This window comes from Pseudomonas sp. MEJ108 (genome assembly GCF_030208985.1).
Lineage (GTDB): Bacteria > Pseudomonadota > Gammaproteobacteria > Pseudomonadales > Pseudomonadaceae > Aquipseudomonas > Aquipseudomonas fragariae.
This window is the reverse complement of record NZ_JARVSW010000006.1, coordinates 58870-82822: the sequence shown is the minus strand read 5'-3', so window position 1 is coordinate 82822 and position 23953 is coordinate 58870. Positions and strand designations below refer to the sequence as shown.

At 59.2% G+C, this 23953-nt stretch carries 24 protein-coding genes; 10 read left to right on the top strand and 14 right to left on the bottom strand.

Annotation, left to right across the window (positions count from 1 at the left end; all coding sequences use genetic code 11):
• Positions 1 to 21: 21 nt before the first annotated feature.
• Positions 22 to 1515, bottom strand: coding sequence for a YifB family Mg chelatase-like AAA ATPase (locus tag QRN50_RS03695; RefSeq protein WP_003413980.1), 1494 nt, complete (start codon positions 1513 to 1515; stop codon positions 22 to 24).
• Between the two features lie 398 nt (positions 1516 to 1913).
• Here QRN50_RS03695 and QRN50_RS03690 point away from each other — a divergent pair, with 398 nt between their 5' ends.
• Complete coding sequence (locus QRN50_RS03690) at positions 1914 to 5294, top strand: toxin VasX (protein WP_285427497.1); 3381 nt, start codon at positions 1914 to 1916, stop codon at positions 5292 to 5294.
• A gap of 4 nt (positions 5295 to 5298) precedes the next feature.
• On the top strand, positions 5299 to 6042 hold the full coding sequence (locus QRN50_RS03685; RefSeq protein WP_239986814.1) for a permease: 744 nt from the start codon (positions 5299 to 5301) through the stop codon (positions 6040 to 6042).
• Between the two features lie 15 nt (positions 6043 to 6057).
• Here the strand turns inward: QRN50_RS03685 and QRN50_RS03680 are convergent, their stop codons facing one another.
• Positions 6058 to 6792 carry an SDR family oxidoreductase gene (locus QRN50_RS03680; protein WP_096126892.1) on the bottom strand — a complete coding sequence of 245 codons (735 nt, stop codon included), beginning with the start codon at positions 6790 to 6792 and terminating at the stop codon, positions 6058 to 6060.
• 235 nt (positions 6793 to 7027) lie between these two features.
• On the opposite strand from QRN50_RS03680, the gene QRN50_RS03675 reads away from it, so the two are divergent.
• Positions 7028 to 7945, top strand: a complete 918-nt coding sequence (locus tag QRN50_RS03675; RefSeq protein WP_096126893.1) for an AraC family transcriptional regulator — start codon at positions 7028 to 7030, stop codon at positions 7943 to 7945.
• A gap of 15 nt (positions 7946 to 7960) precedes the next feature.
• Here QRN50_RS03675 and QRN50_RS03670 read toward each other — a convergent pair whose 3' ends face one another.
• Complete coding sequence (locus QRN50_RS03670; protein ID WP_032657549.1) at positions 7961 to 8578, bottom strand: hypothetical protein; 618 nt, start codon at positions 8576 to 8578, stop codon at positions 7961 to 7963.
• A 238-nt stretch (positions 8579 to 8816) separates the two neighbouring features.
• Complete coding sequence (locus tag QRN50_RS03665) at positions 8817 to 9092, bottom strand: accessory factor UbiK family protein (protein ID WP_003401798.1); 276 nt, start codon at positions 9090 to 9092, stop codon at positions 8817 to 8819.
• Positions 9093 to 9509: 417 nt separating this feature from the next.
• Here QRN50_RS03665 and glnK point away from each other — a divergent pair, with 417 nt between their 5' ends.
• The 4 genes from glnK to sutA all read left to right on the top strand — a co-directional run bounded on the left by glnK (position 9510) and on the right by sutA (position 12312).
• Positions 9510 to 9848, top strand: coding sequence for a P-II family nitrogen regulator (glnK, locus tag QRN50_RS03660; protein WP_002555808.1), 339 nt, complete (start codon positions 9510 to 9512; stop codon positions 9846 to 9848).
• 33 nt (positions 9849 to 9881) lie between these two features.
• On the top strand, positions 9882 to 11219 hold the full coding sequence (locus QRN50_RS03655) for an ammonium transporter (RefSeq protein WP_096103700.1): 1338 nt from the start codon (positions 9882 to 9884) through the stop codon (positions 11217 to 11219).
• Positions 11220 to 11461: 242 nt separating this feature from the next.
• Positions 11462 to 11887 carry a secondary thiamine-phosphate synthase enzyme YjbQ gene (locus QRN50_RS03650; protein WP_003318084.1) on the top strand — a complete coding sequence of 142 codons (426 nt, stop codon included), beginning with the start codon at positions 11462 to 11464 and terminating at the stop codon, positions 11885 to 11887.
• A 98-nt stretch (positions 11888 to 11985) separates the two neighbouring features.
• Positions 11986 to 12312, top strand: a complete 327-nt coding sequence (sutA, locus tag QRN50_RS03645) for a dormancy-specific transcriptional regulator SutA (protein ID WP_011266246.1) — start codon at positions 11986 to 11988, stop codon at positions 12310 to 12312.
• Between the two features lie 70 nt (positions 12313 to 12382).
• On the opposite strand, the gene QRN50_RS03640 is transcribed toward sutA, so the two are convergent.
• The 6 genes from QRN50_RS03640 to lptM are packed head-to-tail and all read right to left on the bottom strand — an operon-like array spanning position 12383 to position 16957.
• The gene (locus tag QRN50_RS03640; protein ID WP_096103699.1) at positions 12383 to 13075 is read right to left on the bottom strand and encodes an HAD family hydrolase; all 693 of its coding nucleotides are present in this window, start codon (positions 13073 to 13075) and stop codon (positions 12383 to 12385) included.
• Positions 13068 to 13967: a tyrosine recombinase XerC gene (xerC, locus tag QRN50_RS03635; RefSeq protein WP_096126894.1), complete on the bottom strand. Its 900-nt coding sequence runs from the start codon at positions 13965 to 13967 to the stop codon at positions 13068 to 13070. Before xerC ends, QRN50_RS03640 begins: the two co-directional genes overlap by 8 nt.
• A gap of 2 nt (positions 13968 to 13969) precedes the next feature.
• Positions 13970 to 14704 carry a DUF484 family protein gene (locus QRN50_RS03630; RefSeq protein ID WP_011266243.1) on the bottom strand — a complete coding sequence of 245 codons (735 nt, stop codon included), beginning with the start codon at positions 14702 to 14704 and terminating at the stop codon, positions 13970 to 13972.
• A gap of 13 nt (positions 14705 to 14717) precedes the next feature.
• Positions 14718 to 15548, bottom strand: coding sequence for a diaminopimelate epimerase (dapF, locus tag QRN50_RS03625; protein WP_003401768.1), 831 nt, complete (start codon positions 15546 to 15548; stop codon positions 14718 to 14720).
• A gap of 5 nt (positions 15549 to 15553) precedes the next feature.
• A complete protein-coding gene (gene lysA / locus QRN50_RS03620; protein WP_046270948.1) occupies positions 15554 to 16801 on the bottom strand; it encodes a diaminopimelate decarboxylase in 1248 nt (415 codons plus the stop codon).
• 9 nt (positions 16802 to 16810) lie between these two features.
• Entirely contained in the window at positions 16811 to 16957 is a 147-nt protein-coding gene (gene lptM / locus QRN50_RS03615; protein ID WP_002555817.1) for an LPS translocon maturation chaperone LptM, read from the bottom strand.
• A 238-nt stretch (positions 16958 to 17195) separates the two neighbouring features.
• On the opposite strand from lptM, the gene cyaY reads away from it, so the two are divergent.
• The 3 genes from cyaY to rnk all read left to right on the top strand — a co-directional run bounded on the left by cyaY (position 17196) and on the right by rnk (position 18309).
• Positions 17196 to 17528 (top strand): iron donor protein CyaY, encoded by a 333-nt coding sequence (gene cyaY / locus QRN50_RS03610; RefSeq protein ID WP_003318093.1) that lies wholly within the window; start codon positions 17196 to 17198, stop codon positions 17526 to 17528.
• A gap of 2 nt (positions 17529 to 17530) precedes the next feature.
• Positions 17531 to 17767: a DUF1289 domain-containing protein gene (locus tag QRN50_RS03605; RefSeq protein ID WP_060409335.1), complete on the top strand. Its 237-nt coding sequence runs from the start codon at positions 17531 to 17533 to the stop codon at positions 17765 to 17767.
• A 134-nt stretch (positions 17768 to 17901) separates the two neighbouring features.
• Complete coding sequence (rnk, locus tag QRN50_RS03600; protein ID WP_003384923.1) at positions 17902 to 18309, top strand: nucleoside diphosphate kinase regulator; 408 nt, start codon at positions 17902 to 17904, stop codon at positions 18307 to 18309.
• Between the two features lie 131 nt (positions 18310 to 18440).
• Here rnk and QRN50_RS03595 read toward each other — a convergent pair whose 3' ends face one another.
• The 4 genes from QRN50_RS03595 to gltP form a co-directional block, all read right to left on the bottom strand.
• Complete coding sequence (locus QRN50_RS03595) at positions 18441 to 21287, bottom strand: class I adenylate cyclase (protein ID WP_024652129.1); 2847 nt, start codon at positions 21285 to 21287, stop codon at positions 18441 to 18443.
• Positions 21288 to 21469: 182 nt separating this feature from the next.
• Entirely contained in the window at positions 21470 to 21718 is a 249-nt protein-coding gene (locus QRN50_RS03590; RefSeq protein WP_003344490.1) for a TIGR02647 family protein, read from the bottom strand.
• A 216-nt stretch (positions 21719 to 21934) separates the two neighbouring features.
• The gene (locus QRN50_RS03585; RefSeq protein WP_003344493.1) at positions 21935 to 22210 is read right to left on the bottom strand and encodes a hypothetical protein; all 276 of its coding nucleotides are present in this window, start codon (positions 22208 to 22210) and stop codon (positions 21935 to 21937) included.
• Between the two features lie 90 nt (positions 22211 to 22300).
• Positions 22301 to 23632: a glutamate/aspartate:proton symporter GltP gene (gene gltP / locus QRN50_RS03580; RefSeq protein ID WP_003401762.1), complete on the bottom strand. Its 1332-nt coding sequence runs from the start codon at positions 23630 to 23632 to the stop codon at positions 22301 to 22303.
• Positions 23633 to 23953: the final 321 nt, after the last annotated feature.

Genomic DNA, 23953 nt, shown 5'->3' with positions numbered 1-23953 from the left:
GAGTTTTTGCGTTTGCGGCCATCAATTGGTTGAAGGCCGATACTGCAGTGCCTCGGCCAGATGACTGCGGTTGATCGCGTCCACCTGCTCCAGATCCGCCAGGGTTCGCGCCACCTTCAGCAACCGATGCGCCGACCGTAACGACAGGGTCAGACGCTCGCACGCCGTCTCCAGCCAGCTTTCATCGACACTGGACAGCGCGCAATACTCGCGCAGCCCCGGCAGATCGAGAAACGCATTGGCACAGCCCTGACGACGTTGCTGACGGTCTCTCGCCTCAGCGACCACGGCTGCGGCACTGGCAGTGTTTTCACTGGTGGTCGGGTCAGGGTTGAGGGCGGTGGCTTCGCGGGCGACGGTCAGGTGCAGGTCGATCCGGTCCAGCAGCGGGCCGGACAACTTGTTGCGATAGCGCTGCACCTGCTCGGTGGAACAACGGCAGCGCCCGGTCGGCTCACCGAGATAGCCACAGGGACACGGGTTCATCGCCGCCACCAACTGGAACCGCGCCGGAAAGCGCACGCGATCCCGCGCCCGGGAAATCACGATATGCCCGGACTCCAGCGGCTCACGTAAAACCTCCAGCACGCGGCGATCAAACTCCGGCAGCTCGTCCAGGAATAAAACGCCGTGATGCGCCAACGTGATCTCGCCAGGTTGCGGACGACTGCCACCACCCACCAACGCAGGCCCCGACGCCGAGTGATGCGGCTGCCGAAACGGCCGCTGCGGCCAACTGGTCAGCGGCACCTGACTGGCAACCGACTGAATCGCCGCCACCTCCAACGCTTCGTGCTCATCCAGCGGCGGCAACAAACCCGGCAGGCGACTGGCAAGCAGCGTCTTACCGGTGCCGGGCGGCCCGCTGAACAGCAGGTTATGCGCCCCGGCGGCAGCAATCACCAAGGCACGCTTTGCGGCGGTCTGGCCCTGCACTTCGCTTAAATCCGGATACGGCTTGGGCTGATGCAGCAGACCACTGGATTGATACGGCGCAATCACCGTGCGCCCGTTGAAATGCGCGACCAGCTCCAGCAAGTGACTCACCGCAATCACCCGCAGCCCCGACGCCAGGCAGGCTTCCTCGGCGTTCACCGCCGGAATGATCAGCGTCCGTTCCGCTGCACGCGCCGCCAGCGCAGCAGGCAGCACCCCCTGAATCGGTCGAATCGCCCCCGACAACGCCAACTCGCCCAGGCACTCAACATCCTGCAACGCAACCAGCGGCACCTGCCCGCTGGCGGCCAGCAACCCCAGCGCAATCGCCAGATCGAACCGCCCGCCATCCTTGGGCAAATCAGCCGGCGCAAGATTGAGCGTGATGCGCCGCGCCGGAAAATCCAGCCCGGAATTGAGAATGGCACTGCGCACCCGGTCCTTGCTCTCCTTGACCGCCCCCTCCGGCAACCCCACCAGCGTCAGAGCCGGCAGGCCGTTGGCCAGATGCGCTTCAACAGTAACCGCAGGGGCTTCCACCCCGACCTGGGCACGACTATGGACGATAGCCAGCGACATGGATCATTCCTTGATATGAGCGATGGGCGGGTATCGTGCTTTATTTGCGGGGTGGGGGTGAGGGGGGAATGGATACAGGGTGTGAGTGGGGTCGACAGGCACGACACTTAGTCGGCTAAAGGCTGCATGCAAAACATAGATGCGCAAATTTTTGCGCATCCGATGGCCGGGGCTTAACCAGCAAAGCCCTATATTCAAAGCGATGCGGCACACATTAACGAGTCAGCGCATGTGCGCAGATGTTTGCGCACTATTTCATGCTTTTTTTGCTCGATATCTTTGCTTTAAATCTCTATCTCTTTGTTTTATATCGATAAATAGACAGTCGGCACATATCTTGGAATGCAGCTCTGCATACAGCGGGCGATATCGCCCGTTTCTGCGCAGAGATTCCATGCATGACCGACAAATCCGGCACCCATACTCAACGACGTGCTGCAACGTTCGCCAAGACACCCGCCACGGCCACCAGCCTGTGCCCTTTCCGCGGCCCTGACGTTGCCATCGTGCCAGTGCGCTACGCGCTGGACCGCTCCCGCTACGATACCGCGCCCGAGAAGCTGAAACCGCTACTCGAGGGCAGCCGCTGGGCGGTTATGCCGAAACTGAAAACACGCAGCTATACCCTTCGCCAGCTGTATGACGGTTATGTGTATGTCTACGACGAAACAGCCGAGACGTTGCATGAGTACGCGGTGTCAGCCGCCACAGGCAACCTGAGCCGTATTGTCTGGACCGATGCGCAGCTTGGCAGTGACCAGCGCAGTGGCGGCAGCGATGCCAAGCCTTTTCTGCTCTATCCGCGAAACAACCTGCTGCGCATCGCCTTTTCAGCGCAGCAGTGGTCCTGGCGAATCTGCGAACACCTGCGTTCGAACCCGGCAAGCCGCGATTCATGGATGAAAGCGCTGGATCTGAAACGCTACTGCATAACCATGGCCGAGCCGGATACCTTGCCGTTGAACTGTATCGCCGAAGCGGTGGCGGACATCGACAACGAGTATGTGGTCGATGATGACCGCTTTGCAGACTCGGCGATTCCTACATCCAAGGCCTCCAGCGAGGAAGCCGATCCGCTGTTTTCACCAATCGGCGCTGACGTTTTCTGGCAGGGCAGCGTTGAAGATCAGGACAGCTCCCTGCTCATTGCTCTTGATGATCCACTGGCCATTTTCAATGATCTGGGCATGCAACTGGCCGCCGATCAGGCCGCTTACCGCAACTGGCAAGCCGAACACGAACACAAGATCCAGATTGCCCAGACCGTCACCACGCTATGTGGCGCTGAAAGTGAACCGGAGAAACTGCCGGCATCGGTACGCGGCAATGCCGCGCTCACTCACCAGTATCTGGGCGAGCTCGAAGCTTACTTCGAGCAGTGCATCCTTGAGGAAGCGCAGATCAGCGGCAGTAACGTTCCCGGCGATTTTCTGCTGATGCCGGACATGTTCAAGAGCCTGGATATGCGCAAATCGATTGAAATGCGATACGGCAGCGCGCCCTCCGACCAGGCCCTGCAAGCCTGGAAAGATCGCCACAAATGGCTTCGCGAGGTCGATCTGAGTGGTGCCCGTGCGTACCTTCAGCAGCACCTGCCAACCGGCGACACACTTCTGCAACAGGTGCGTGACACGCAAAGCGATTTCCGGCAATGGTCGACTCATCTGGGTACAGAACCGCTCAAGCTGTTTATCGACACCTCTCACCCTGAAAGCCTGCTGTACCTGCAAACGCTCATGCTCAACCTGCAGATCATTTACGCTCAGGACAACGCCGCCAGCGCCTGGCTCGCCGAACAGGAAACCAACGACAGCAGCCTGTTTGGCACGTTGCGCTACGGCTTCTCACCGGCGCTCAAACACGCGCTGCATCAGGAGGCCAACGCGCTGCTGAACGGCCTCGGCGACATCACCAACCTGGCCGCCCGCATCGGCGAACTCAACGGCACGCTCAATCACCAGGGTTTTGCCGACAAGCCGTGGATGAAGGCGCTGAAACAACCCGTTCAGGACACCTTCAAAGCCCTCGGCCAACTGGCCAGCAGCGCAGGCAAGGCGACGTTCGAAAGCATCCTGCTGGCCTGGGTGCCCATCGACAGCCGCATGGCGGTGGGCAAGCAGCAGAACATCGTTGCACTGATTCGCACGCTGTTGATTGGCCAGATTTTGCTCGATTCTAAGGCGCGTATCGCGATCGATCACAACATGCTCGCGAAGCTGAAAACCTGGGTCAGTGAGTGGCAGGTACTCAACAAACAGATCAGCGACACCCGCCGCAGCTGGCTCTACCCAACCGCTTACAACCCCCGTAAAAGCATCGCCAGCCACCTGCGCGCGCTCGAGCAAAAGCTTCGCCTGCACGAACTGAGCATGCCCGCCCTGCTCGACTATCAGAACAACCAATACGCCAAGCAGTTGCAGGATGAGATTCGCCTGCACGTCCAGTCCGGCAAAGCCATCACCAAAGACTGGCTGAGCAGCGCCAGGCGCTGGCTCGATGGACTGGGAGGGATTGCCGGCTCGATCACCTGGGGCGTGATCATGCTCAACTTCATCAACACCGCCTTTACCTATCGCGACCTTACTCGAGACGGAAACTTCAGCACCAAGGATATTGGCAAGGTGACGTATGGATTGGGGTATAGCTTTAACCTGTTGATGGCGGTGTTTGTTGAAGCACCGTGGGCGGTTATCAGGGATACGAAGCCGGTGCTGATCGATGGCAAGAATGTCGGGATTCTGGATCGCTCTGCGGGTTATTGGAGGGCAAAGGGAAATCTCGTATGGGGTGATGCCATACGTGGGTTCAGGGTTTCGATGGTGGCGATGGGGGCGTTTGGGGTAGCGGCGGTAATGTTAGAGGTAATAGATATTCGCGATGACTGGAACAAACTGGAAACTTCGGCAGAAAAAAACGCGACTATTATAAAAGGCTTTGCTGCCTCTGCGATGGGGTTGGGCTCGCTGGCTCAATTGCTAGTGGGCATTTCTCCTGCAAGCAAGCTGACTATATTAGTCATGAGTCCTTGGTTTAGTTTCGCTCTACTCGTTACAGGTACAATCTATCTTTTAGCAACGATGGCGTTAAATTATTTCAAGCAAGATCGTGTCGGCTGGTGGCTACGAAAATGCTGCTGGTCCAGAACGCCTCAATATCGCCACCCAGAAACCCCTCAGGGTCATTACGACGAGATTCGTAACTTGCTTGAGATACAGCTAGGCCCACAACTTCATGTTAAAAGCACCACACATTATGAAGATCGATATTTGGGTAAAGGTGACTATTTTAGCGCGACGATTCAAAACGGTGCAGGCATACAACTTCGCTTACCAAATATATTGCGCGGACGCTCAGTAAATTTCAACGTTATCAGCAGCAAGCGTCCTTGGGGCATAATGCCAGTAAATAAAATAGACCAACAGATATATCAGGACTTCTTGGATAGAGGACAGTTCAGGGCCACCAGCCAGTTCGAAGTGCTGACCGAAAAGCGTATAGAACATGCTCATAAAGACTTCACATTTCCATTGATGCCACCTGAGGGTGAAGATGTTATTTGGGAGACCTGGGTGCCGCTAGAACAGGATGCACGTTACTTGGAGCTGCAAATTTGGTATCCCGAGAATTTAATACGTACCGGCGTAGAGGATACGGGCTATCTGTTCCAAATAGAACTGGACACTCAAGGACATACATCTTTCGAAGGCTCGTCAGCAACCGATCTTGAAGTTAAAATTTCAAACCGACTCGGCTTCATGACACTGGAAATCGCAGAGTAATAGCATGCTTAGCAAAGAACCCATTCCCCAGCAAGAGACCTTACCTAAGGAGAATAACTCTAGATTGATAGCTCCTATTATAACCAACGATTCTTATGCAGAAGTAGACATCCTTAACTGGACAATAAAAACTATCGCATCTCACAAAAAAGAAGTTATGCGAATGCAGCTTCTTTTAGGCCTAGGACATATAGCCATGTTCATATTCAACGTTTGGGTGTGGTGGGAGGCGTTCACTCAGGAGCCGCACTGGTTATTCATATTAACCCTGCTTTTTATCGGAAATTATTTGTACTTCGTCACACTGCTCATCCGCCAAAAAACTATCTACAACTACACCATCACCACCCACCACGCCCTCGTAGAGTACTACCTCCACTACCCCGACTTCGCCTCATCCCTTTTCAAGGGCATCGCCATAGCCGTCATCCTGATATTCGTTTTTGTAGCACTCTTCACCGGCTCGCTGCTGTTCCTGATCGGCCCCGTGGCCATGGCCTTTATCGCAGCGATCAAGCTGCTGAACTGGGAAAACCCCATCCACCATGAACAAAGCCTGCCATGGGCCGAGTACAACTTCGTCACCGTCGACCGAAAGCGCCTCATGATCATCACGCACCGCACCGACGTCACACTTGGCTTCGAGGCCCGCTTCCAGCACGAGGTCCTGTTCAACAAATACCTCGCGTTTCTCCGCGGCGCGCTCCCCCCAACGGCCGAGTTCACCGAAAGGGCCTGGAAGTGGTAGTCCTCATTACCGGTCTCAATAAGCACTCCCCGTAGGCCGCACCACAATCTCGCTCACATCCACCCCGTCCGGCTGCTCGATCGCGTAAACAAGCGCACGTGCGATCGCATCCGGCTCCAGCGCAACCTTTCGAAACGCTTTCATCGCGTCACGCGCGGTCTCGTCGGAAATCGAGTCGGCCAGTTCTGATTCGACCACGCCGGGGCAGACGACGGTGACGCGGATTTTGTCGGTTTCTTGCCGAAGGCCGTCGGAGATGGCGCGAACAGCGAATTTGGTGGCGCAGTACACTGCGGCGGTCGGGGAAACGGCGAGGCCGCCGATGGACGAGATGTTGATGATCTGGCCATGCCCTTGCGCTTGCATGCTCGGCAGCACGGCGGCGATGCCGTGCAGTACGCCGCGCACGTTGACGTCGAGCATCTGGTTCCACTCTGCGATTTTCAGCGCGGCGAGCGGCGACAGGGGCATGATGCCGGCGTTGTTGATGATCACGTCGATCTTGCCGAACTCATGTGTGGCGAAGTCGGCAAAGGCTTGCATGTCGAGCGCATCGGTCACGTCCAGCGCGCGGAAGCGTGCCGAGCCGCCCTGCGCTTCGATGTCTGCCGCCAGCGTCTGCAGACGCTCGCTGCGCCGAGCGCCCAGTACCACGTGTGCGCCCTTGGCGGCGATGAGTCGGGCGGCAGCTTCGCCAATGCCGCTGCTGGCACCTGTGATCAGTACAACCTTGCCTTGAATGTTCGACATGACTGGCTTTCCTCGTGAAGTCATCGTTGGCTCAGTTTCAGCGTGCGGCTCAAACTGATTGCGATGGCCATGCTACGAGTCGCTGATCACTGCGTGCATGCCGATACCTGCGCGACACTTGCCTATTCCTGTCTGTGGGTCTGCAGCACGCTGAATCACTGCACAATGGCCGCTATGATGGCGTTCGATGCAAAGGATGGGCGTACAGCAACACTGACTTGGGACGGGGTTCTTCATGGGTACACAGAATGCTGCGAGCGCTCCGGGCACCGATGTTTGCCGGGCTGAAATCATCCAGTTGCTGACGCAGCGCTTTGCGGCACCCGGTGTTTATGAAACCGCTATTGCGCCGCTGCACGTTATCCGCTGCGATGCGCCGTCCGAGCTGATTCATGCGCTGCATCGGCCAGCCCTTTGCGTGATCGTTCAAGGTCGCAAGGAGGTTGCGCTGGGCGATGAGCAGTATGTGTACGATCCGCTCAACTACCTGATCGTCGCGGTGACGGTGCCGGTCGCCGGGCGCGTGCTGGAAGCGAGTGGCGAGGCGCCCTATCTGTGTATTCGTCTGGATTTCGAGCCTGCGCACATTGCCCAGCTCATTGCAGAGGCGCCATTGAACGGCGTTCCGGACGAGCCGCAGCGGGGCCTGTTTCTTGAGCCAATGGATCAGCCATTGCTGGAGACGGTGTTGCGGCTGGTGCGCCTGCTCGACACGCCCCGGGACATCGGCATGCTCGCGCCCCTTGCACTTCGGGAGCTCTACTACCGGCTGCTGCGCGGCAACAATGGGCGGCGACTCTACGAAATCGCGGTCGGGGATTCGCAGACGCATCGCGTTACGCGGGCGGTCGACTGGCTGAACAGTCATTACACCGAGCCGCTGCGCATCGACGAGCTGGCGCGCCTGGCCAACCTGGGCAATTCGACGCTGCACCACCGATTCAAGGCGCTGACCGCCATGAGCCCGTTGCAGTACCAGAAAAAGCTGCGCCTGCAAGAAGCTCGACGGCTGATCATCAATGAAGGCCTGGACGCCTCCAGCGCCTGCTATCGCGTCGGCTATGAAAGCCCTTCGCAATTCAGCAGGGAGTACAGCCGCCAGTTTGGCTGCCCGCCCTCGACAGATCTCAGCCGAGTGCGGCAGATTGGCTGACCTCCCCGTCCGACATCAGCGGCCGGGCGCGGCCAACCGCGCATATTGGTCCTGACTGATCCACCCGGTAAACGAGCGATCATCGGCATTGATGAACTCGACCTGAGCCGCGCCATCCTTGAATGCCAAAACCCCGACGACATCATCCTTGACGATATAGGCGCCTCGGGTGGCTTTGGCATTCGGTGTTTTTTGCAGCCAGGCCTTGTCCGCGGTGACAGTCAGCAGACCGACCCACTGCTTGCTGGCGGTCCGGGTCAGATCCAGGCCGGTGGCGATGTCCGGCGCCATCACGTTCATGCAGCCGGGGTGCTGCCGGCCTTGCTCGATCGTCAGCACCACGCCATCAGCCGAGGCCTTTAGTGTTCCCGGGTAGACGTCATCCAGCCAGGACGACACCGCTGCGCCCTTCCCGGTCTCGACCTTGCCTTGCAGATAGAACGCACAGCTGAACGCCTCGCCGCGCGTCTCCGAGTAATAACCCTCGACCTGATGATCAGGCGTCACGGCCAGCATCAACTGCTCGTACTTGCCGGAATGCAGTGCCGTGTCCTGAGCGAAAACCGACGTGCCGACACACAACCACAGGGTTGCGGCCAGGGAGCAGTGAATAAGGGGACGTTTGTCAGTCATGCTTCCATCCATAGAACGTTCGAATAGCCGGGAGGAGTGGCCAGCCCATGACTGGCGCGCCGAGACGTTAGCGTATTTCGGCGCGCAACTGTATCACTGAAATCCGGAGCGATTCATGGCTGCGACGCGAACGCCAGTACACGTTTGAGCATCTCGCTTCGCGAGCAGGTCAGGTGCCTGCCCCGTTGTGCATGACAACGTTCAGCGCTGCAGCGCACTGAGTAAAACAAGGAAACCCTTATTCGGCTTTTTCAGTCCCTGCGGCCCCGCCAGCCTTCTCTTCCAGCTCGGCCATCTTGGCCTCCAGCGCTTCCAGGCGGGCGCGGGTGCGGGCGAGGACGGCCATCTGGCTGTCGAACTCTTCACGGCTGACCAGATCCAGTTTGCTGAAGCCGCTTTGCAGCAGGGCCTTGAACTGGGTTTCGAATTCGTTGCGCGATACAGGCGTTTCGCCATTGAACAGGCGAGAGGCGTGGCCGCTGAGAGCGTCGAGAAAGGCTTTGGGCGCGAGCATGGTTATTTTCCTGAATCAGAGGGCGGCAGTGTAACACGCAGTGTCTATAGTCAATCCCGAGGGCGCAATGCACGCTTATGGAGCGCAGTGACGGGCACATGAGCACCATTGCTGTGCATTAGCTCCATGATAGACCCTGCAAGGTTGTGCAAAACCAGCCCAAGAGCCTGTATTCAATGAATATTCGCGAGATGGCAAGCTTTCTGCTTAGTGGCTTATGACCCATGCACTGATGCAGTCGCTGTGACGAATGCAGTGCGGCAGGCGGAGCGGGGAAGTGTTTCGTCAGAAGCGGTTTTCTGGAGTGGGTCTGGCCTGATCAGGCGGCCGACACGTTACAAAGCCAGACACTGCGCTTAGACTTGAGTCGGGTTTGTTTTCCTGGGGCAAGTCCACCAAATTCGGGAGAAAGTTTTCATGAAGCTAGTCACTGCCATCATCAAGCCGTTCAAACTGGATGACGTTCGCGAGTCGTTGTCTGAAATCGGCGTGCAGGGCATCACCGTCACTGAAGTCAAAGGCTTCGGGCGTCAGAAGGGTCACACTGAGCTTTATCGCGGTGCTGAATACGTCGTCGACTTCCTTCCCAAAGTGAAGATCGATGTCGCCATCGATGACAAGGATCTGGATCGTGTCATCGAAGCCATAACCAAGGCCGCCAACACTGGCAAGATCGGTGACGGCAAGATTTTCGTGGTCAATCTGGAACAGGCCATCCGCATCCGTACCGGCGAGACCGATACAGACGCTATTTAAGCCGCCAAACCCAACGCCCCAGGAGAAAACAATATGACTCTGCGTCAATTCGCAGGGCTCGGTGCCCTGTTGTCCCTCGCATTACCTGGTCTTGCCCTGGCGGCTGATCCAGTGGCCGAGCCGGTGCTGAACTCTGGCGACACTGCATGGATGCTGACCTCGACCGCTCTGGTCCTGTTCATGACCATCCCCGGTCTCGCGCTGTTCTACGGCGGCATGGTTCGTTCCAAGAACATTCTGTCGGTGATGATGCAGTGCTTCGCCATCACCGGTCTGATCAGCATCCTGTGGGTCATCTACGGCTACAGCATCGCGTTTGACACAACCGGTATGGAAGCGGGCGTCGTCAACTTCAATTCCTTCTTTGGCGGTATGGGTAAAGCGTTCCTGGCAGGCATCACGCCGGCAAGCATTACCGGTCCTGCTGCGTTGTTCCCTGAGGCGGTGTTCGTCACCTTCCAGATGACCTTCGCGATCATCACCCCTGCCCTGATTGTCGGCGCCTTCGCAGAACGCATGAAGTTCTCCGCGATGCTGGTGTTCATGGGTATCTGGTTCACTCTGGTCTACGCGCCAATCGCCCACATGGTCTGGGGCGGCGTCGGTGGCCTGTTGTGGGACTGGGGCGTTCTGGACTTCGCTGGCGGTACCGTCGTACATATCAACGCCGGTGTAGCCGGTCTGGTAGCGTGCCTGGTACTGGGCAAGCGCAAAGGCTTCCCGACCACGCCGATGGCGCCGCACAACCTGGGTTACACCCTGATCGGCGCAGCGATGCTCTGGGTCGGCTGGTTCGGCTTCAACGCCGGTTCCGCCGCTGCGGCCAACGGTACTGCCGGTATGGCCATGCTGGTCACTCAAATCGCTACCGCGGCCGCCGCATTGGGCTGGATGTTTGCCGAGTGGCTGACTCACGGTAAGCCAAGTGCTCTGGGTATTGCCTCTGGTGTGGTTGCCGGCCTGGTTGCCGTTACCCCTGCGGCCGGTACCGTCGGCCCGATGGGCGCGCTGATCATCGGTCTGGCAGCAGGCGTGATCTGCTTCTTCTGCGCGACCAGCCTCAAGCGCAAGCTGGGCTACGACGACTCCCTGGATGCGTTCGGCGTTCACGGCATCGGCGGTATCGTCGGCGCCATCCTGACCGGTGTGTTCGCAGCACCTGCACTGGGCGGCTTCGGCACCGTGACCGACATCGGTGCTCAGGTCTGGATTCAGTTCAAGGGCGTCGCGTTCACCGTTGTCTACACCGCAATCGTGACCTTCATCATCCTCAAGGTGCTGGATGCGGTGATGGGTCTGCGCGTCACCGACGAGGAAGAGTCTGTCGGTCTGGATCTTGCGCAACACAACGAGCGTGGCTACAACTTGTAAGCTTTGGCCTACGCAAAAAAGAATGCCCGGTCTCCGGGCATTTTTTTTGTCTGACGTTTGTGGATATACCGCCGCTTTTTGCTGTCATTGATCTTGCCCGTGTCAATGATCTCGGCACCGTGACACAGCGCAGGTAACGAGGTTGCCACCGTCTTCGTCAACTTGCAGGGAAGCCGGTTTATTGCGCGCTTTGCTTTTTTCTCAGTCGAGTTAGAATGCGCGCCGAAGGTGCGGAGAACGGTATGTGGCATCAATCCAGGATTGCCTTGCGGGCCAGGCCCCGCGGGTTCCATCTGGTGACTGACGAGATAGTCGCGGGGTTGCCCCCGTTGCGCGGTTGTCGTGTCGGGCTACTGCATGTATGGCTGCAACATACCTCGGCTTCGTTGACCGTCAACGAAAATGCCGACCCGGCGGTACGTCGCGACTTTGAGCGTTTTTTCAACCGTCTGGTGCCCCAGGGCGTGGACGGCTACGAACATGACGACGAAGGCCCTGATGACTTGCCAGCGCATTTCAAGGCCAGTCTGCTGGGCTGCCAGTTGCTGTTGCCGGTTACGGCAGGGCGACTGGCGCTGGGCACCTGGCAAGGTATTTACCTGGGCGAACATCGAGACGCTGGTGGGTCTCGTAACGTCCTGGCCACCCTTCAGGGTGAGTGGACATAACCGCTGAGGTCAGCGGTTGTTGAATTTTTCCGGTTGCCTTAGCAATTCTGGGCGGTTGGGCTATAACTAATCAGCTTTCGCAAGTCATGAGGTACAACATGAGCGACGACGACGATATTAAGGACGATCTGGAAGACGACCTGGAAGGCGAAGAGGACGGTGAGGAGCTTGCAGCTGCTCCCGGCGACGACCCGGTCGAAGTAGACGATGACGTTCCGGCACCTGCCGCAAAAGGCAAGGCCAAGGCTGCAGTCTCGGTCGATGAACTGCCCAGCGTGGAAGCCAAGAACAAGGAGCGCGATGCGCTGGCACGTGCCATGGAAGAATTCCTGGCGCGTGGCGGCAAGGTGCAGGAAGTGGAGGCCAACGTGGTCGCCGATCCGCCCAAGAAGCCTGACAACAAATACGGTAGCCGCCCTATCTGAGGCTGCATGACTGTATGAGAAAAGCCCGCCGTCGCTGCGGGCTTTTCTATGCGCGCCTGTCAGTGCGCCTTCAGGCCCAGCGCGCCAGCACCTCGGGCAGTTGCGACAGGTTGTGGATCTCGGCATCGGGCAGTCGATCCGCATCCCAGGCCTTGCCTTGCGGGTTGTACCAGATGGCGCGCATGCCGGCCTGCTGGGCACCTGCGATATCGTCCTTGGGATGGTCACCGACATGCACCGCCGAACCGGCATCGACCCTTGCGCGGCGCAGCGCCTCCATGAACGGTGCCGGGTCAGGCTTGCCGATGCCCAGGTCTTCGGCGCACAGCGCAAAGGCAAAGTAGTCCGCCAGCCCCAGACGACGCACATCGGCATTGCCATTGGTAATCACGCCGAGCGTGAAGGTCTTGGCGAGAATTTCCAGCATCGGTTGCACCTCAGGGAAAATCTGCACCTGATGACGGCCCTGCAGGAACACTTCAAAGCCCCGGTCGGCCAGGTCCTGCGCCTCGTCCGGGTCGTAGCCGGCATCTTCGAGCGCATGGAACAGCACGCGGCGGCGCAAGGCGCTGATGCGGTGCTTGAAGGACGGGTCTTCGGCCACCAGACGCGAGCGGATTTCCCACAGGTGCTCGACAGGAACCGCTCCCAGCCTGGGCGCGTTTTCGCCCAGCCAGTCACGCAGTGTGACTTCGGCACCGGCAATGGCAGGGGCGGTGTCCCAGAGCGTGTCGTCAAGATCAAACGTCACCAGCTTAATCATCTGCAGCTCCTTTACGTTTGGCTCGAGGATGGGCGCTGTCATAAACAGTAGCCAAATGCTGGAAGTCCAGGTGTGTGTATATCTGCGTGGTCTTGATATCCGCATGACCCAGCAGCTCCTGCACGGCGCGCAAGTCCTGCGACGATTCGAGCAGATGGCTGGCGAAGGAGTGACGCAACATGTGCGGGTGCAGATTCTGCCCCAGCTCTCGCTCACCGGCTGTCTTGAGGCGCACCTGAATCGCACGCGGGCCGAGGCGCTTGCCTTGCTGACTGACAAATACCGCGTCGTCCTGCGGATTGGTCAGGGCGCGCAGCGGCAGCCAGACTTCCAGTGCCTGACGCGCCTTGCTGCCCACAGGTAGTACGCGGGTCTTGCTGCCTTTACCCAGCACCTGCACCAGTCCGTCATGCAGGTCCAGCTGGTCCAGATTCAGACCGGTCAGTTCGGAGAGGCGCAACCCTGACGAGTACAGCAGCTCCAGGATGGCTTGGTCGCGGTGCGCCAGGAAATCATCTTCAACGCCGCCATCCAGCAATTGCGCGGCGCGGTCGGTGTCCAGGGTCTTGGGCAGACGCCGCTCGCCCTTGGGCGGTGACAGGCCGTTTGCCGGGTCGTGCTGGCAGATGCCTTCGCGATTGAGGTACTTGTATAAGCCGCGCACCGCCGACAGCATCCGCGCCAGGCTGCGTGAAGACTGGCCCTGCTGGTGCTGGCGGGCAGTGAAGCTGCGCAGGTGCTGGATATCCAGGTCACTCCAGCTCGACACCTGTGCCTTCTGGCAATACGCCAGGACCTTACCCAGGTCGCGTCGGTAGGCTTCCAGCGTGTGAGGCGACACCTGGCGCTCACTGCGCAGGTGCATGCAGTAGGCGTCCAGATGCTGATCCATGGCTAGCGAACCGAGCGTAATGAGTGGGCGAAGCGCGGCAGCAGGCGGCTCAGCACATCGGCGATATAACTGAGGAACAGGGTGCCGACCGAGCTTTTGTAATGCTGCGGATCACGGCTGCCGATGGCCAGCACGCCATGCAGGCCCAGATGATTGAGGCTGGCGATGGCAGTCGAACCGACCTCCTTGCCCTGCTCTGCACCGAACAGAAACGCCAGTTCATGCTCACGCAGCGCGCCGCAGATGATCTTCTCGCCAATCAGGCCGCCGATGGCTTTCTGTGCGTCGGCGCCGCTGACCCAGCGCCCTACGGGCATCGGGCTGTCGCTGAACAGGATCAGGCTGACAAAGGGCACCTGGAAGTCCTGACGCAGGCTGTCTTCGACGGCGATGACCAGCTCTTCCAGACTGGTCGCATCCATCAGCGCGAGGTTCAGGCGGCGGGTCTTTTCGAACAGGCGGTCGTTGTCCCGTGCGACGTCCATCAATTGCGACAGGCGATGGCGCATTTCGATATTGCGCTCGCGCAGCAGCTTGAGCTGACGCTCGACCAACGAAACGGTGTCGCCACGCTGGTGCGGAATGCGCATCGACACCAGCAACTCGTCGTGCTCGGCGAAGAAGTCCGGGTGCTCGAGCAGGAAGGCGATGACCGCCTCTGCTTCAAGGTCTGGCGCTGCGCTATCGACAGGCGATTCGCAGGGTGTGCCTGTTGAAGCGGGAGGTTGATCGGTCATGGTACTTACTCACTCAAAGACGGACTTGGCCTTCATAGACCCTGACTGCAGGGCCGGTCATCATGACAGAATGTCCCGGCCCAGCCCATTCGATGGACAGGCGCCCTCCGGGCAGGTCGATCAGCAACGGCGAGTCCATCCAGCCCTGACTGATGGCAGCGACAGCCGCCGCACAAGCGCCGGTGCCGCACGCCTGGGTTTCCCCGGCACCGCGTTCCCAGACACGCAGCTGTGCCCGCTGACGGTCCACGACGTGGAGAAAGCCGACGTTGACCCGGGCCGGAAAGCGCGGGTGATGCTCGATCTTCGGCCCCAGTTCATGCACCGGTGCGTTATTGATGTCATCGACCCGCAGCACAGCGTGCGGATTGCCCATGGACACAGCCGCCATGTCGACATGCTGACCGTCGACGTCAACGGTGTAACAGGTAGCCTGCTCCGCTGCTTCGAAGGGAATCTCTTCAGGGACAAACCTGGGCGGCCCCATATCGACGCTGATCTGCCCGTCGCTGCGGATATCCAGTTCGATGATGCCGCTCTTGGTCTCGACGCGTATCTGCTTCTTGGCCGTCAGACGCTTGTCGAGCACAAAGCGGGCAAAGCAGCGCGCGCCGTTGCCGCACTGTTCGACTTCGGAGCCGTCGGAATTGAAGATTCGATAGCGAAAGTCCACATCCGGGTTGTTCGGCGCCTCGACCAGCAAAAGCTGATCGAAACCGATACCGGTGTGGCGGTCGCCCCATTGTTTGGCGTGCTTGGGCAAGATATGCGCGTGCTGACTCACAAGGTCCAGGACCATGAAGTCGTTACCCAGCCCGTGCATCTTGGTAAAACGCAGCAGCATGGGGATTACTCCGGCAGCAGGCTTTCGCCAGCGAACAGCTCGGCCACGGTTTCGCGACGACGCACTTCAAAAGCCTGGGAACCGTCGACCAGTACCTCAGCGGCACGGCCACGGGTGTTGTAGTTCGAGCTCATGACGAAGCCATAGGCGCCGGCTGAATGAACGGCCAGCAGATCGCCCTCGGCCAGTGCCAGCTCGCGACCCTTGGCGAGGAAGTCGCCGGTTTCGCAGATCGGCCCGACGATATCGTACGCACGAGGTTCGCCATCACGCGGACGCACCGCCGTGACATCCATCCAGGCCTGATACAGGGCAGGCCGGATCAGATCGTTCATCGCCGCATCGACGATGGCAAAGTCCTTGTGCTCGGTGTGCTTGAGGTATTCGACACGGGTCAGCAGCGCGCCAGCGTTGGCAACGATGAAGCGTCCCGGCTCGAACAGCAGCCCCAGGTCGCGACCGGCCAGGCGCTCGCGCACAGCCTTGATGTAGTCAGCCGCCAGCGGAGGCTCTTCGTCGCGATAACGCACGCCAAGGCCGCCACCCAGGTCGATGTGGTGCAGATGAATGCCGCAATCGCCCAGACGATCGACCAGGGCCAGCAGGCGATCCAGCGCATCGATGAACGGTTCGAGCGTGGTCAGCTGCGAGCCGATATGGCAGTCGACCCCGATCACTTCCAAATTCGGCAGTTGCGAGGCGCGAATGTACACGTCTTCGGCGGCTGCAATGGCGATGCCGAACTTGTTTTCCTTGAGGCCCGTGGAGATGTAGGGGTGAGTGCCTGCATCCACGTCCGGATTGACCCGCAGCGATATCGGCGCCCGAACGTTGAGTTCGGCAGCCACTTCCTGCAGGCGCTCCAGCTCGTCGGTGGATTCGACGTTAAAGCAGTGCACGCCGACTTCAAGGGCGCGCCGCATGTCTTCGCGGGTCTTGCCGACACCGGAAAACACGATCTTTTCGGCTTTGCCACCCGCCGCCAGCACACGCTCCAGCTCGCCACGCGAGACGATGTCGAAACCGGCGCCAAGGCGCGCCAGGACATTGAGCACGCCCAGGTTGGAGTTGGCTTTTACGGCGAAGCAGACCATATGCGGCATGCCGCTCAGCGCGTCGGCGTAGGCACGGTATTGCGCTTCGATGTGAGCGCGCGAGTAGACATAGGTCGGCGTGCCGAAGCGCTCGGCAATGGCAGACAATGCTACCCCTTCCGCGAACAGCTCACCGTCGCGGTAGTTGAAGGCGTCCATTGGAGTCCCTTAAAGGTGCTTGTGCGATTGCGATTTGGCTTGTTCGTCCGGAGTTTTGGTGTCATCCGGCAGATACAGCGGGCCTTTCTGGCCGCAGGCTGTAACAAGGCAAGCGACCGCGACAAGCGCAGCAAGCGAAGAGATCAGGCGCTTCATGGCGAAATCCTTTGTAAAAGCATTAATTGCGCCCGAGTATACCGACCACCCGGCACCTTGCCTATGCGAGCAGCGTCCAGTCTGGCGGGCCTTTGGCGCGAAAGCCGCAGCAGAGCTATGGTTGATCGGGATTAAAGTGCTCGTGCATCGTCAATGATGAGTAAGCTTTGCATTTGCCTGGCAGCGTCCGTATCTTGCCCCTCTGCGCTATCTGCAGACACTTATCGAGGTTCCCGCAATGAGTTTGACCGAAGCCCGTTTTCACGACCTCGTCGATGCGACGCAGCAGAATATCGAAGACGTATTCGATGACAGTGGTCTGGATGTGGACCTGGAAAACTCGGCCGGTGTACTGACGGTCAAGTTTGAAGGCGGCACGCAGCTTATCTTCAGCCGTCAGGAGCCCCTGCGTCAGCTCTGGCTGGCGGCCAGATCGGGTGGTTTTCACTTCGACTACGACGAAGAGAATCAGTGCTGGGCCTGCGATTCCAGTGATGAGCTGCTGAGCGAGATGCTGGAGCGCTTTACCGTCGAGCAGGCCGGTGTCGAACTGGACTTCTCCGAGATCTGATCGTGAGCCAGTCCCCCGTTCGACCGCCCAAGCCGCTTTTCAACAATGTCAGCCCGGCAGTAGCCTCGCCGTGTATCAGCCTGTGTCGGCTCGATGAGCAGAAGGTTTGCCTGGGGTGCTTCCGTCATGTCGAAGACATCCGCGAATGGCGCTCGGCCGATGACGACCGGCGCCGCCAGATTCGCCACGAGGCCGATCAGCGTCGAGCCCGCGCCGAGGTTGACCAGGCGGCAGGCTGAAACCGCGTCGGGTTGTGTATTTACTGCGCTGTGTTAGTGTCAGGCCTTGCCTCTGCAGACAAGAGGCTCGTCAAACCCCGCCAATTGGTGGGGTTTTGTTTTATTCATGGAGAATAAAGGAGTCTGCCCAGACCATGACCACAGCACCTTCGATCATCCTCACTCGGCTCGACGTACAGCGTCTTGAAAAGTTTATCGCCGACCAGAATGAAGACACACCTGGCATCCAGGCATTGCAGGCCGAACTGGACCGCGCCGACCAGGTGGTTGGTCACGATGAAGTGCCTGCGGGCGTTGTGACCATGAATTCGCGCGTGCATTGCCGCGAAGAAGTCAGCGGCAAGGACTATCACCTCAAGCTGGTTTATCCACAGGATGCGGGCGCAGACGGCACCGTCTCGGTCCTGGCACCAATGGGCTCGGCGCTGCTGGGCCTGCAAATCGGCCAACACATCGACTGGCCTGCACCGGGCGGCAAGACCCTGAAACTGACCTTGCTGGCGGTGGAATATCAGCCGGAAGCGGCGGGCGAATACGAGTAATCGAAGACGCCGCATCCGCAGAGCGCTTCCGCATTCAAGAGCGGACGCAGAGCGTCCGGAACTGCATTCCCACGCGGAGCGTGAGGAACGATAGGCGCACCAGAGAACGCCTATCGTGCCAATGCAGCAGGTCAGGCCTGATCCATCGCCTCGTTCAGCAGCTTTTCCAGTTCGGCCTTGTGGCGCAGGAAGAGGATGCTTTGCCCGTGCTTGCCGTCCAGCAGCCCGGACAGGTCCAGGTCGGTGATGTAACAACGGTAGCGCTGAAGCTCCAGGCGTTTGCCGAGGATTTGCTGCGCGACGGCGGCGTACAGTCGATCGCCGTATTCCAGTTCGGAAAACTCGCTGTTGTCGCAGTACAGGGTGGCGTTCAGTTGCCCTGGCGAGGTTTCCTCGATGATTGCCTGTACGTCGTAAAACGCCTTGTCCGCTGCAGTCGGCGCCGGTCGATGCTCAACACGTCGGGCAGGCCCCGCGCCAGAGGGCAGCATCTGATAGTAAAGGGTTTCCAGCGTAACCGGCGCGGACGGATCATCCAGCGGTAATGAGGCGCCCCGGCGATAAACCAGCGCGTGAAGAAAGCGCTGCAGCGGCACCAGCAGGCTTTGTTCATCGTGATACGGCAGACGCTGATGCCAGAGCGAATTGTGTTCATCGAGCACGTACAGGTCAGCGTCCGGCTCGTTGACCCGGTAGAACACCTGAATGCATTCCGGCTGACCAAGCGGCAGGATCAGGGCCAGATCGTGGTCATCGAGTGCCTGCGGGTCCAGGTGCAAGGGGCTGTACGACGACAGCTCTTCACCCAGGTACTTGAACAACCCCGGCAGACTGTTGACCACCACATGACCGATCTGACCCGGCTTCATCTCCAGCACGTGATACTGCTGCTGCACCTGAATCAGATAACGGTGATTGAGCCGCCTCTCCAGCAACAACCGCGCCGTGCCGATCAGCTCTTCAACACGCTGGGCAATGGCGGGCGCGCGGTTATGGCAGAAGCAGCGCACGTGAATCTGCGGCTGTTTACCGCGCTGCGGCAGGCTGCCGAGCAGTTCGCTCATGCAGTCGAGCAGGGCGTGCGGGCCGTCGTAGCGGCTGACCAGTGTTTCGTTCCAGGTATTGAGGGTGATCTGGTCCAGCGTCAGCACCAGATTTTCCCGGACACCCGCGTAACTGAGCGAGTCGGTGCGCTCGGTGGTCATCAGAATATTGAGGTCGCGATGATGGCTGAGCGGATCGACGCCGACATTGATCAACAACAGTATCTCACTGGGCGTGCTGGGCATCAGCAACGCCTCATCGCTGACCTCGGGCAGTGGCAGCTGAATGCTCTGCTGCAAGGCGCCCATCAGGTTGAACAGCTCGAACTCGCTCAGGTCACTGGCGCCCGGGTGCAATGCCACGCGGGTAGTGCTGTCGATCACGGTATTGCGGTGGCACCAGGTCAGCAACTCAAGCAATTCACGGCTGCGTTTGAGCGGTGAGAAATTCGGCCACTCGTGAATGCCCAGATTGCCGTTGTACAAGGCCCACTGGTGCTTGCCGGGCTCGCGCTTGTCGGGGGAATGCACCAGCGTCAGCGTATCTTCGGCAAGGTCAGGGGCGATGCCCGGGTTGATGAACTCGACCTTGCCCGCCTTGCGTTCAAAAGCCGCATACAGACGCCGACCCAGAATGGTCAGGTCGCGAGTGTTGAGGGCGTCGGCAGTGCTTTGCGTTTTGGCGAAGCGGCTCTGAAAGCGATAGCTGTAATTCAGCTCGTTGACCAGTGCGCGGCGCTCGCCGGCCACCTGGCGGACTTTCCACTGGTTGCGGCTGTCGAGCAGCGCCAGTTGACGCTCATCCCAACCCCACTCCGTCGCCAGGCGTTCCAGCAGTTGGCGCTGCCAACCGACGTTGCGCTGGCGGGTCGACCCGGTGAGCTTCTTGTTGACCTTCAGGTACAGGCTGCGGCGCACCAGCTCCAGGCGCTCCGGCTCGTTGCGCGCCTGCAGATGCTCCTCGATGCGCCGGTACACGACCACATAAGGGTCCAGTTCATCCGGGTCCAGCTGATTGGCGAACACCGCTTGCTTGAAACGCAGGCTCAGGCACTGCACGCGGGGATGCTCGCTGGAATAGACCTCGATCAACAGCAGCTTGAGCACAGACTTGTAGGGCGACTCGATGCCTTTGAACAACTGCCATAATCCGGCACCGATAAACTCGGCCGGGGGAATGTGCGACATCGGGCCGAGGTCGAGCACCTCACTGGCGCGAATGAAGCGCTTGCTCAGCAGGGTGTGGGTGTAATCCTCATAGTTCTGCTCTTCATAGACCGGCACCAGCCACCACATCGGGGTGCGCCCGGCGAGCCAGATAGCGGTCCGATAGAACTCGTCGAGCAACAGGTAATGCTGGGTAGTCCCGCAATCGTCCGAGCTGAGCTGCGAATCGCGCTCACCGCTCTTGAAACGCTGCGGGTCGATCAGAAAAAAATGCGCCTCTGCGCCCATCGTCGCCGCCCAGGCTTCAAGTGCCTGGCATTTCTTGCGCAGTTCGGCGATGGCCTCCGGCTCCAGCTCGCTGTCGTGGCAGACCCAGACATCCATATCGCTTTGTTCAGCCTGGGCCAGCGTGCCGAGGCTGCCCATCAGAAACAGGCCATGAATCGGCTGGGGCGGGTTGCCGTGCCGGGCCTTGTAGGAAAAGGAGCGCGTCAGCCGCTGCGCCTCGACCAGGGCCAGTGTGTCCGGTTCGTAATGCGAGACACCGGCAGGCGTGCTGCCGGAAACATAACCGGGCAACAGCGGATGGTTGACGTGAAAGAACAGCGGCAGCAGGGTCAACACGCTCTGCTGGCGGGTCGACATACCTTCCAGCGCACGCGCGTACCGCCCGTCATTGAGCGACAGGAAACGGTTACGCAACTGGCTGAGAACCTTGCGGTCGATGCCCTCATCCAGGTCGGGGCGAATTTCAGGATTACGCGTCATCGCAACTCAAGGCATCTGGCCTGTGCAGGCGTGGAATTACCGAGAAAGATGGCGGAGAAGGTTTGCAGCCGAGAGAAGCGGATTCGGTCGGATGGTTATTCTGGCGCCAACGTCCTGTATCGACTGGCGCTCGGATAAGTGAAGGGCCTGCCACGCTTTTTTGTGCGCAGGCCCTGCGACATTCAGGCGGCTTGCCTGGAGACGTTGAGGATGGTCAGCAAGGATTGGGCATGCTGGGCGGCCTCGAGCCCGAGGCTGGTCAGGTAACCGCCATCGACCTGGGTCGTCAGTCCTTTATCGAAGAGTCTTTGTGCGGCTGCAACGGCCGTGGGCGCCGCTACATGGTGGACTTTGAGGCCTTCCTGGGTGTTTCCCAGATTGAACAGTGCAAGGATTTCCAGTTCGGCAACCAACTCAGGGGTATACGACATAGGTACTCCAGACTTTTTGTAGTAATACGACCTCGCCGGCTGGCGGGTGTGCTCTGGAATCGACGTGTCCGATCTGCGCTCGTCGGTTCTGGATGACCGTTAAAGCCGGTTTGGCGTGTGGCCCCGGAGGATCAAGCGGCAGCGGGGCATTTGCAGTGTAGTCAGCGTCTGAAGTGTTTGCAGCATATATCTTGCTGGCCTGCTCTGACCGCAGGATCACTTTTCCGGCGGCAGGTCGGGCAGGGCGCGCAGGGCTGCTTCATACCATTGCGTGTCGAACGGACGGTCCTGCTCCAGCAAGGCATCGATCTCGATGGCCAGCACATGGGCCATCATTTCAAGAATATCTTCACGCTCATAGTTCACCAGGGTCAGCATGTTGAACACCGCTCTGGCTGCGGGCGGGTTACCGGCTTCGATCTGGTTTTCGATGGCTTCGATCAGCGTCGAGGCAGCAAAGTCTTCTTCATCATTATCGATGTCGTCGGTCATGGTCACTCCTCAGGTAAGGCAGGCAGTCTAACCGGCGACCTGAAAACAACAAACCCCGGAGGTCCGGGGCTTGTCAGCACATAGCGAAGATCAGTCCGCCGTCGGTTGCCCCATCGGCACGGGCTCTTTGCTGCGCCAGTGCGGCAGGGAGTTCCAGTAGCGCTCGCCCTTGGCATCGTCATACATGCCTTCCCAGCGCGAGATAACCAGCACTGCCAGCGCATTGCCGATCACGTTCAAAGCGGTACGCGCCATGTCCATGATGCGGTCGACACCAGCGATGAACGCCAGGCCTTCCAGTGGAATACCGGCGCTGCCCAGGGTCGCCAGCAGTACCACGAAGGAAACCCCCGGTACGCCCGCGATGCCTTTGGAGGTGACCATCAGGGTCAGCACCAGCATCAATTGCGCGCCAATCGACAGGTCGATGCCGTACAACTGAGCGATGAAGATGGCTGCGATGCTCTGATAGAGCGTCGAACCGTCAAGGTTGAACGAGTAGCCCGTGGGCACCACGAAACTGCAAATCGCCTTCGGTGCGCCATAGGCTTCCATCTTCTGGATCACCCGTGGCAGCACGGTTTCAGAGCTGGCCGTGGAGTAGGACAGAATCAGCTCGTCCTTGAAGATACGCATCAGCCTGATGACCGAAAAGCCGAATGCACGAGCGATCAGCCCCAGCACCACGAAGGCGAAGAAGGCGATGGCCACGTAAACCAGAATCACCAGCTTGGCGAGCGGCAACAGAGAGGCGAAGCCGAAGTTGGCGACAGTCACGGCAATCAGGGCAAACACACCAATCGGCGCGTAGTTCATGATCATGTGAGTGACCTTGAACATGGTCTCCGAGACGCCCTGAAACAGCTTCACCAGCGGTTCACGGACCTCGGCTTGCAGGCTGGAAAGCCCCAAGCCGAACAACACCGAAAAGAAGATGATCGGCAACATCTCGCCACGCGCCATGGCGGCGAAGATGTTGGACGGGATCAGGTTGAGAATGGTCGCGATAAACGCATGATCGTGCTGAACTTCAGCCGTAGTCTGCTGATACTTGGAAATATCGACGGTGCCCAGTGTGCTCATGTCGATGCCGGTGCCCGGATGGAACACGTTGGCCAGCACCAGCCCCACCAGAATCGCGATAGTGGTCACGACTTCAAAATAGAGAATGGTCTTGAGACCGATACGTCCCAGCTTCTTGGCATCGCCCACGCCCGCGATGCCGACGATCAGCGAGGCGACAACGATGGGAATAACGATCATCTTGATCAGACGAATGAAGATATCGCCTGCGGGCTGCAGGATGTTGGTGATCCACCAGGCCTTTTCTGCGCTGAAATGATTGAGTAGCGCCCCCACAGCGATACCCAGTACCAGTCCGATCAGAATCTGCCAGGCCAGACTCAGCTTTGCCTTCTTCATATTATTACCCTTGTTCAAAGTGGCTTGGGCAAGTCCAAAACCCGTGCACCGAGCATGCTTTTTCACAGCAGTTTCGAGGCAGGAGCTCCCTTTGGAAATGTCCCGAGAAGGTCACCGCAGACGAGCATCCCAGCTCTGTAGCAGGCGAAAAAAGTCGCAACTATTCCCATGGCGCGCGTATACGTCTAATGCCGTAAACGACTACCTCATGCATGATCGGCATACAAATACGGGAGAAATGTGTTGATTTATGTCGCGCGGGAGGATGGCTATTCGGCGCGAAGCTGGCTATTACGCCGCCTTAAGCTGAACGGAGGGATG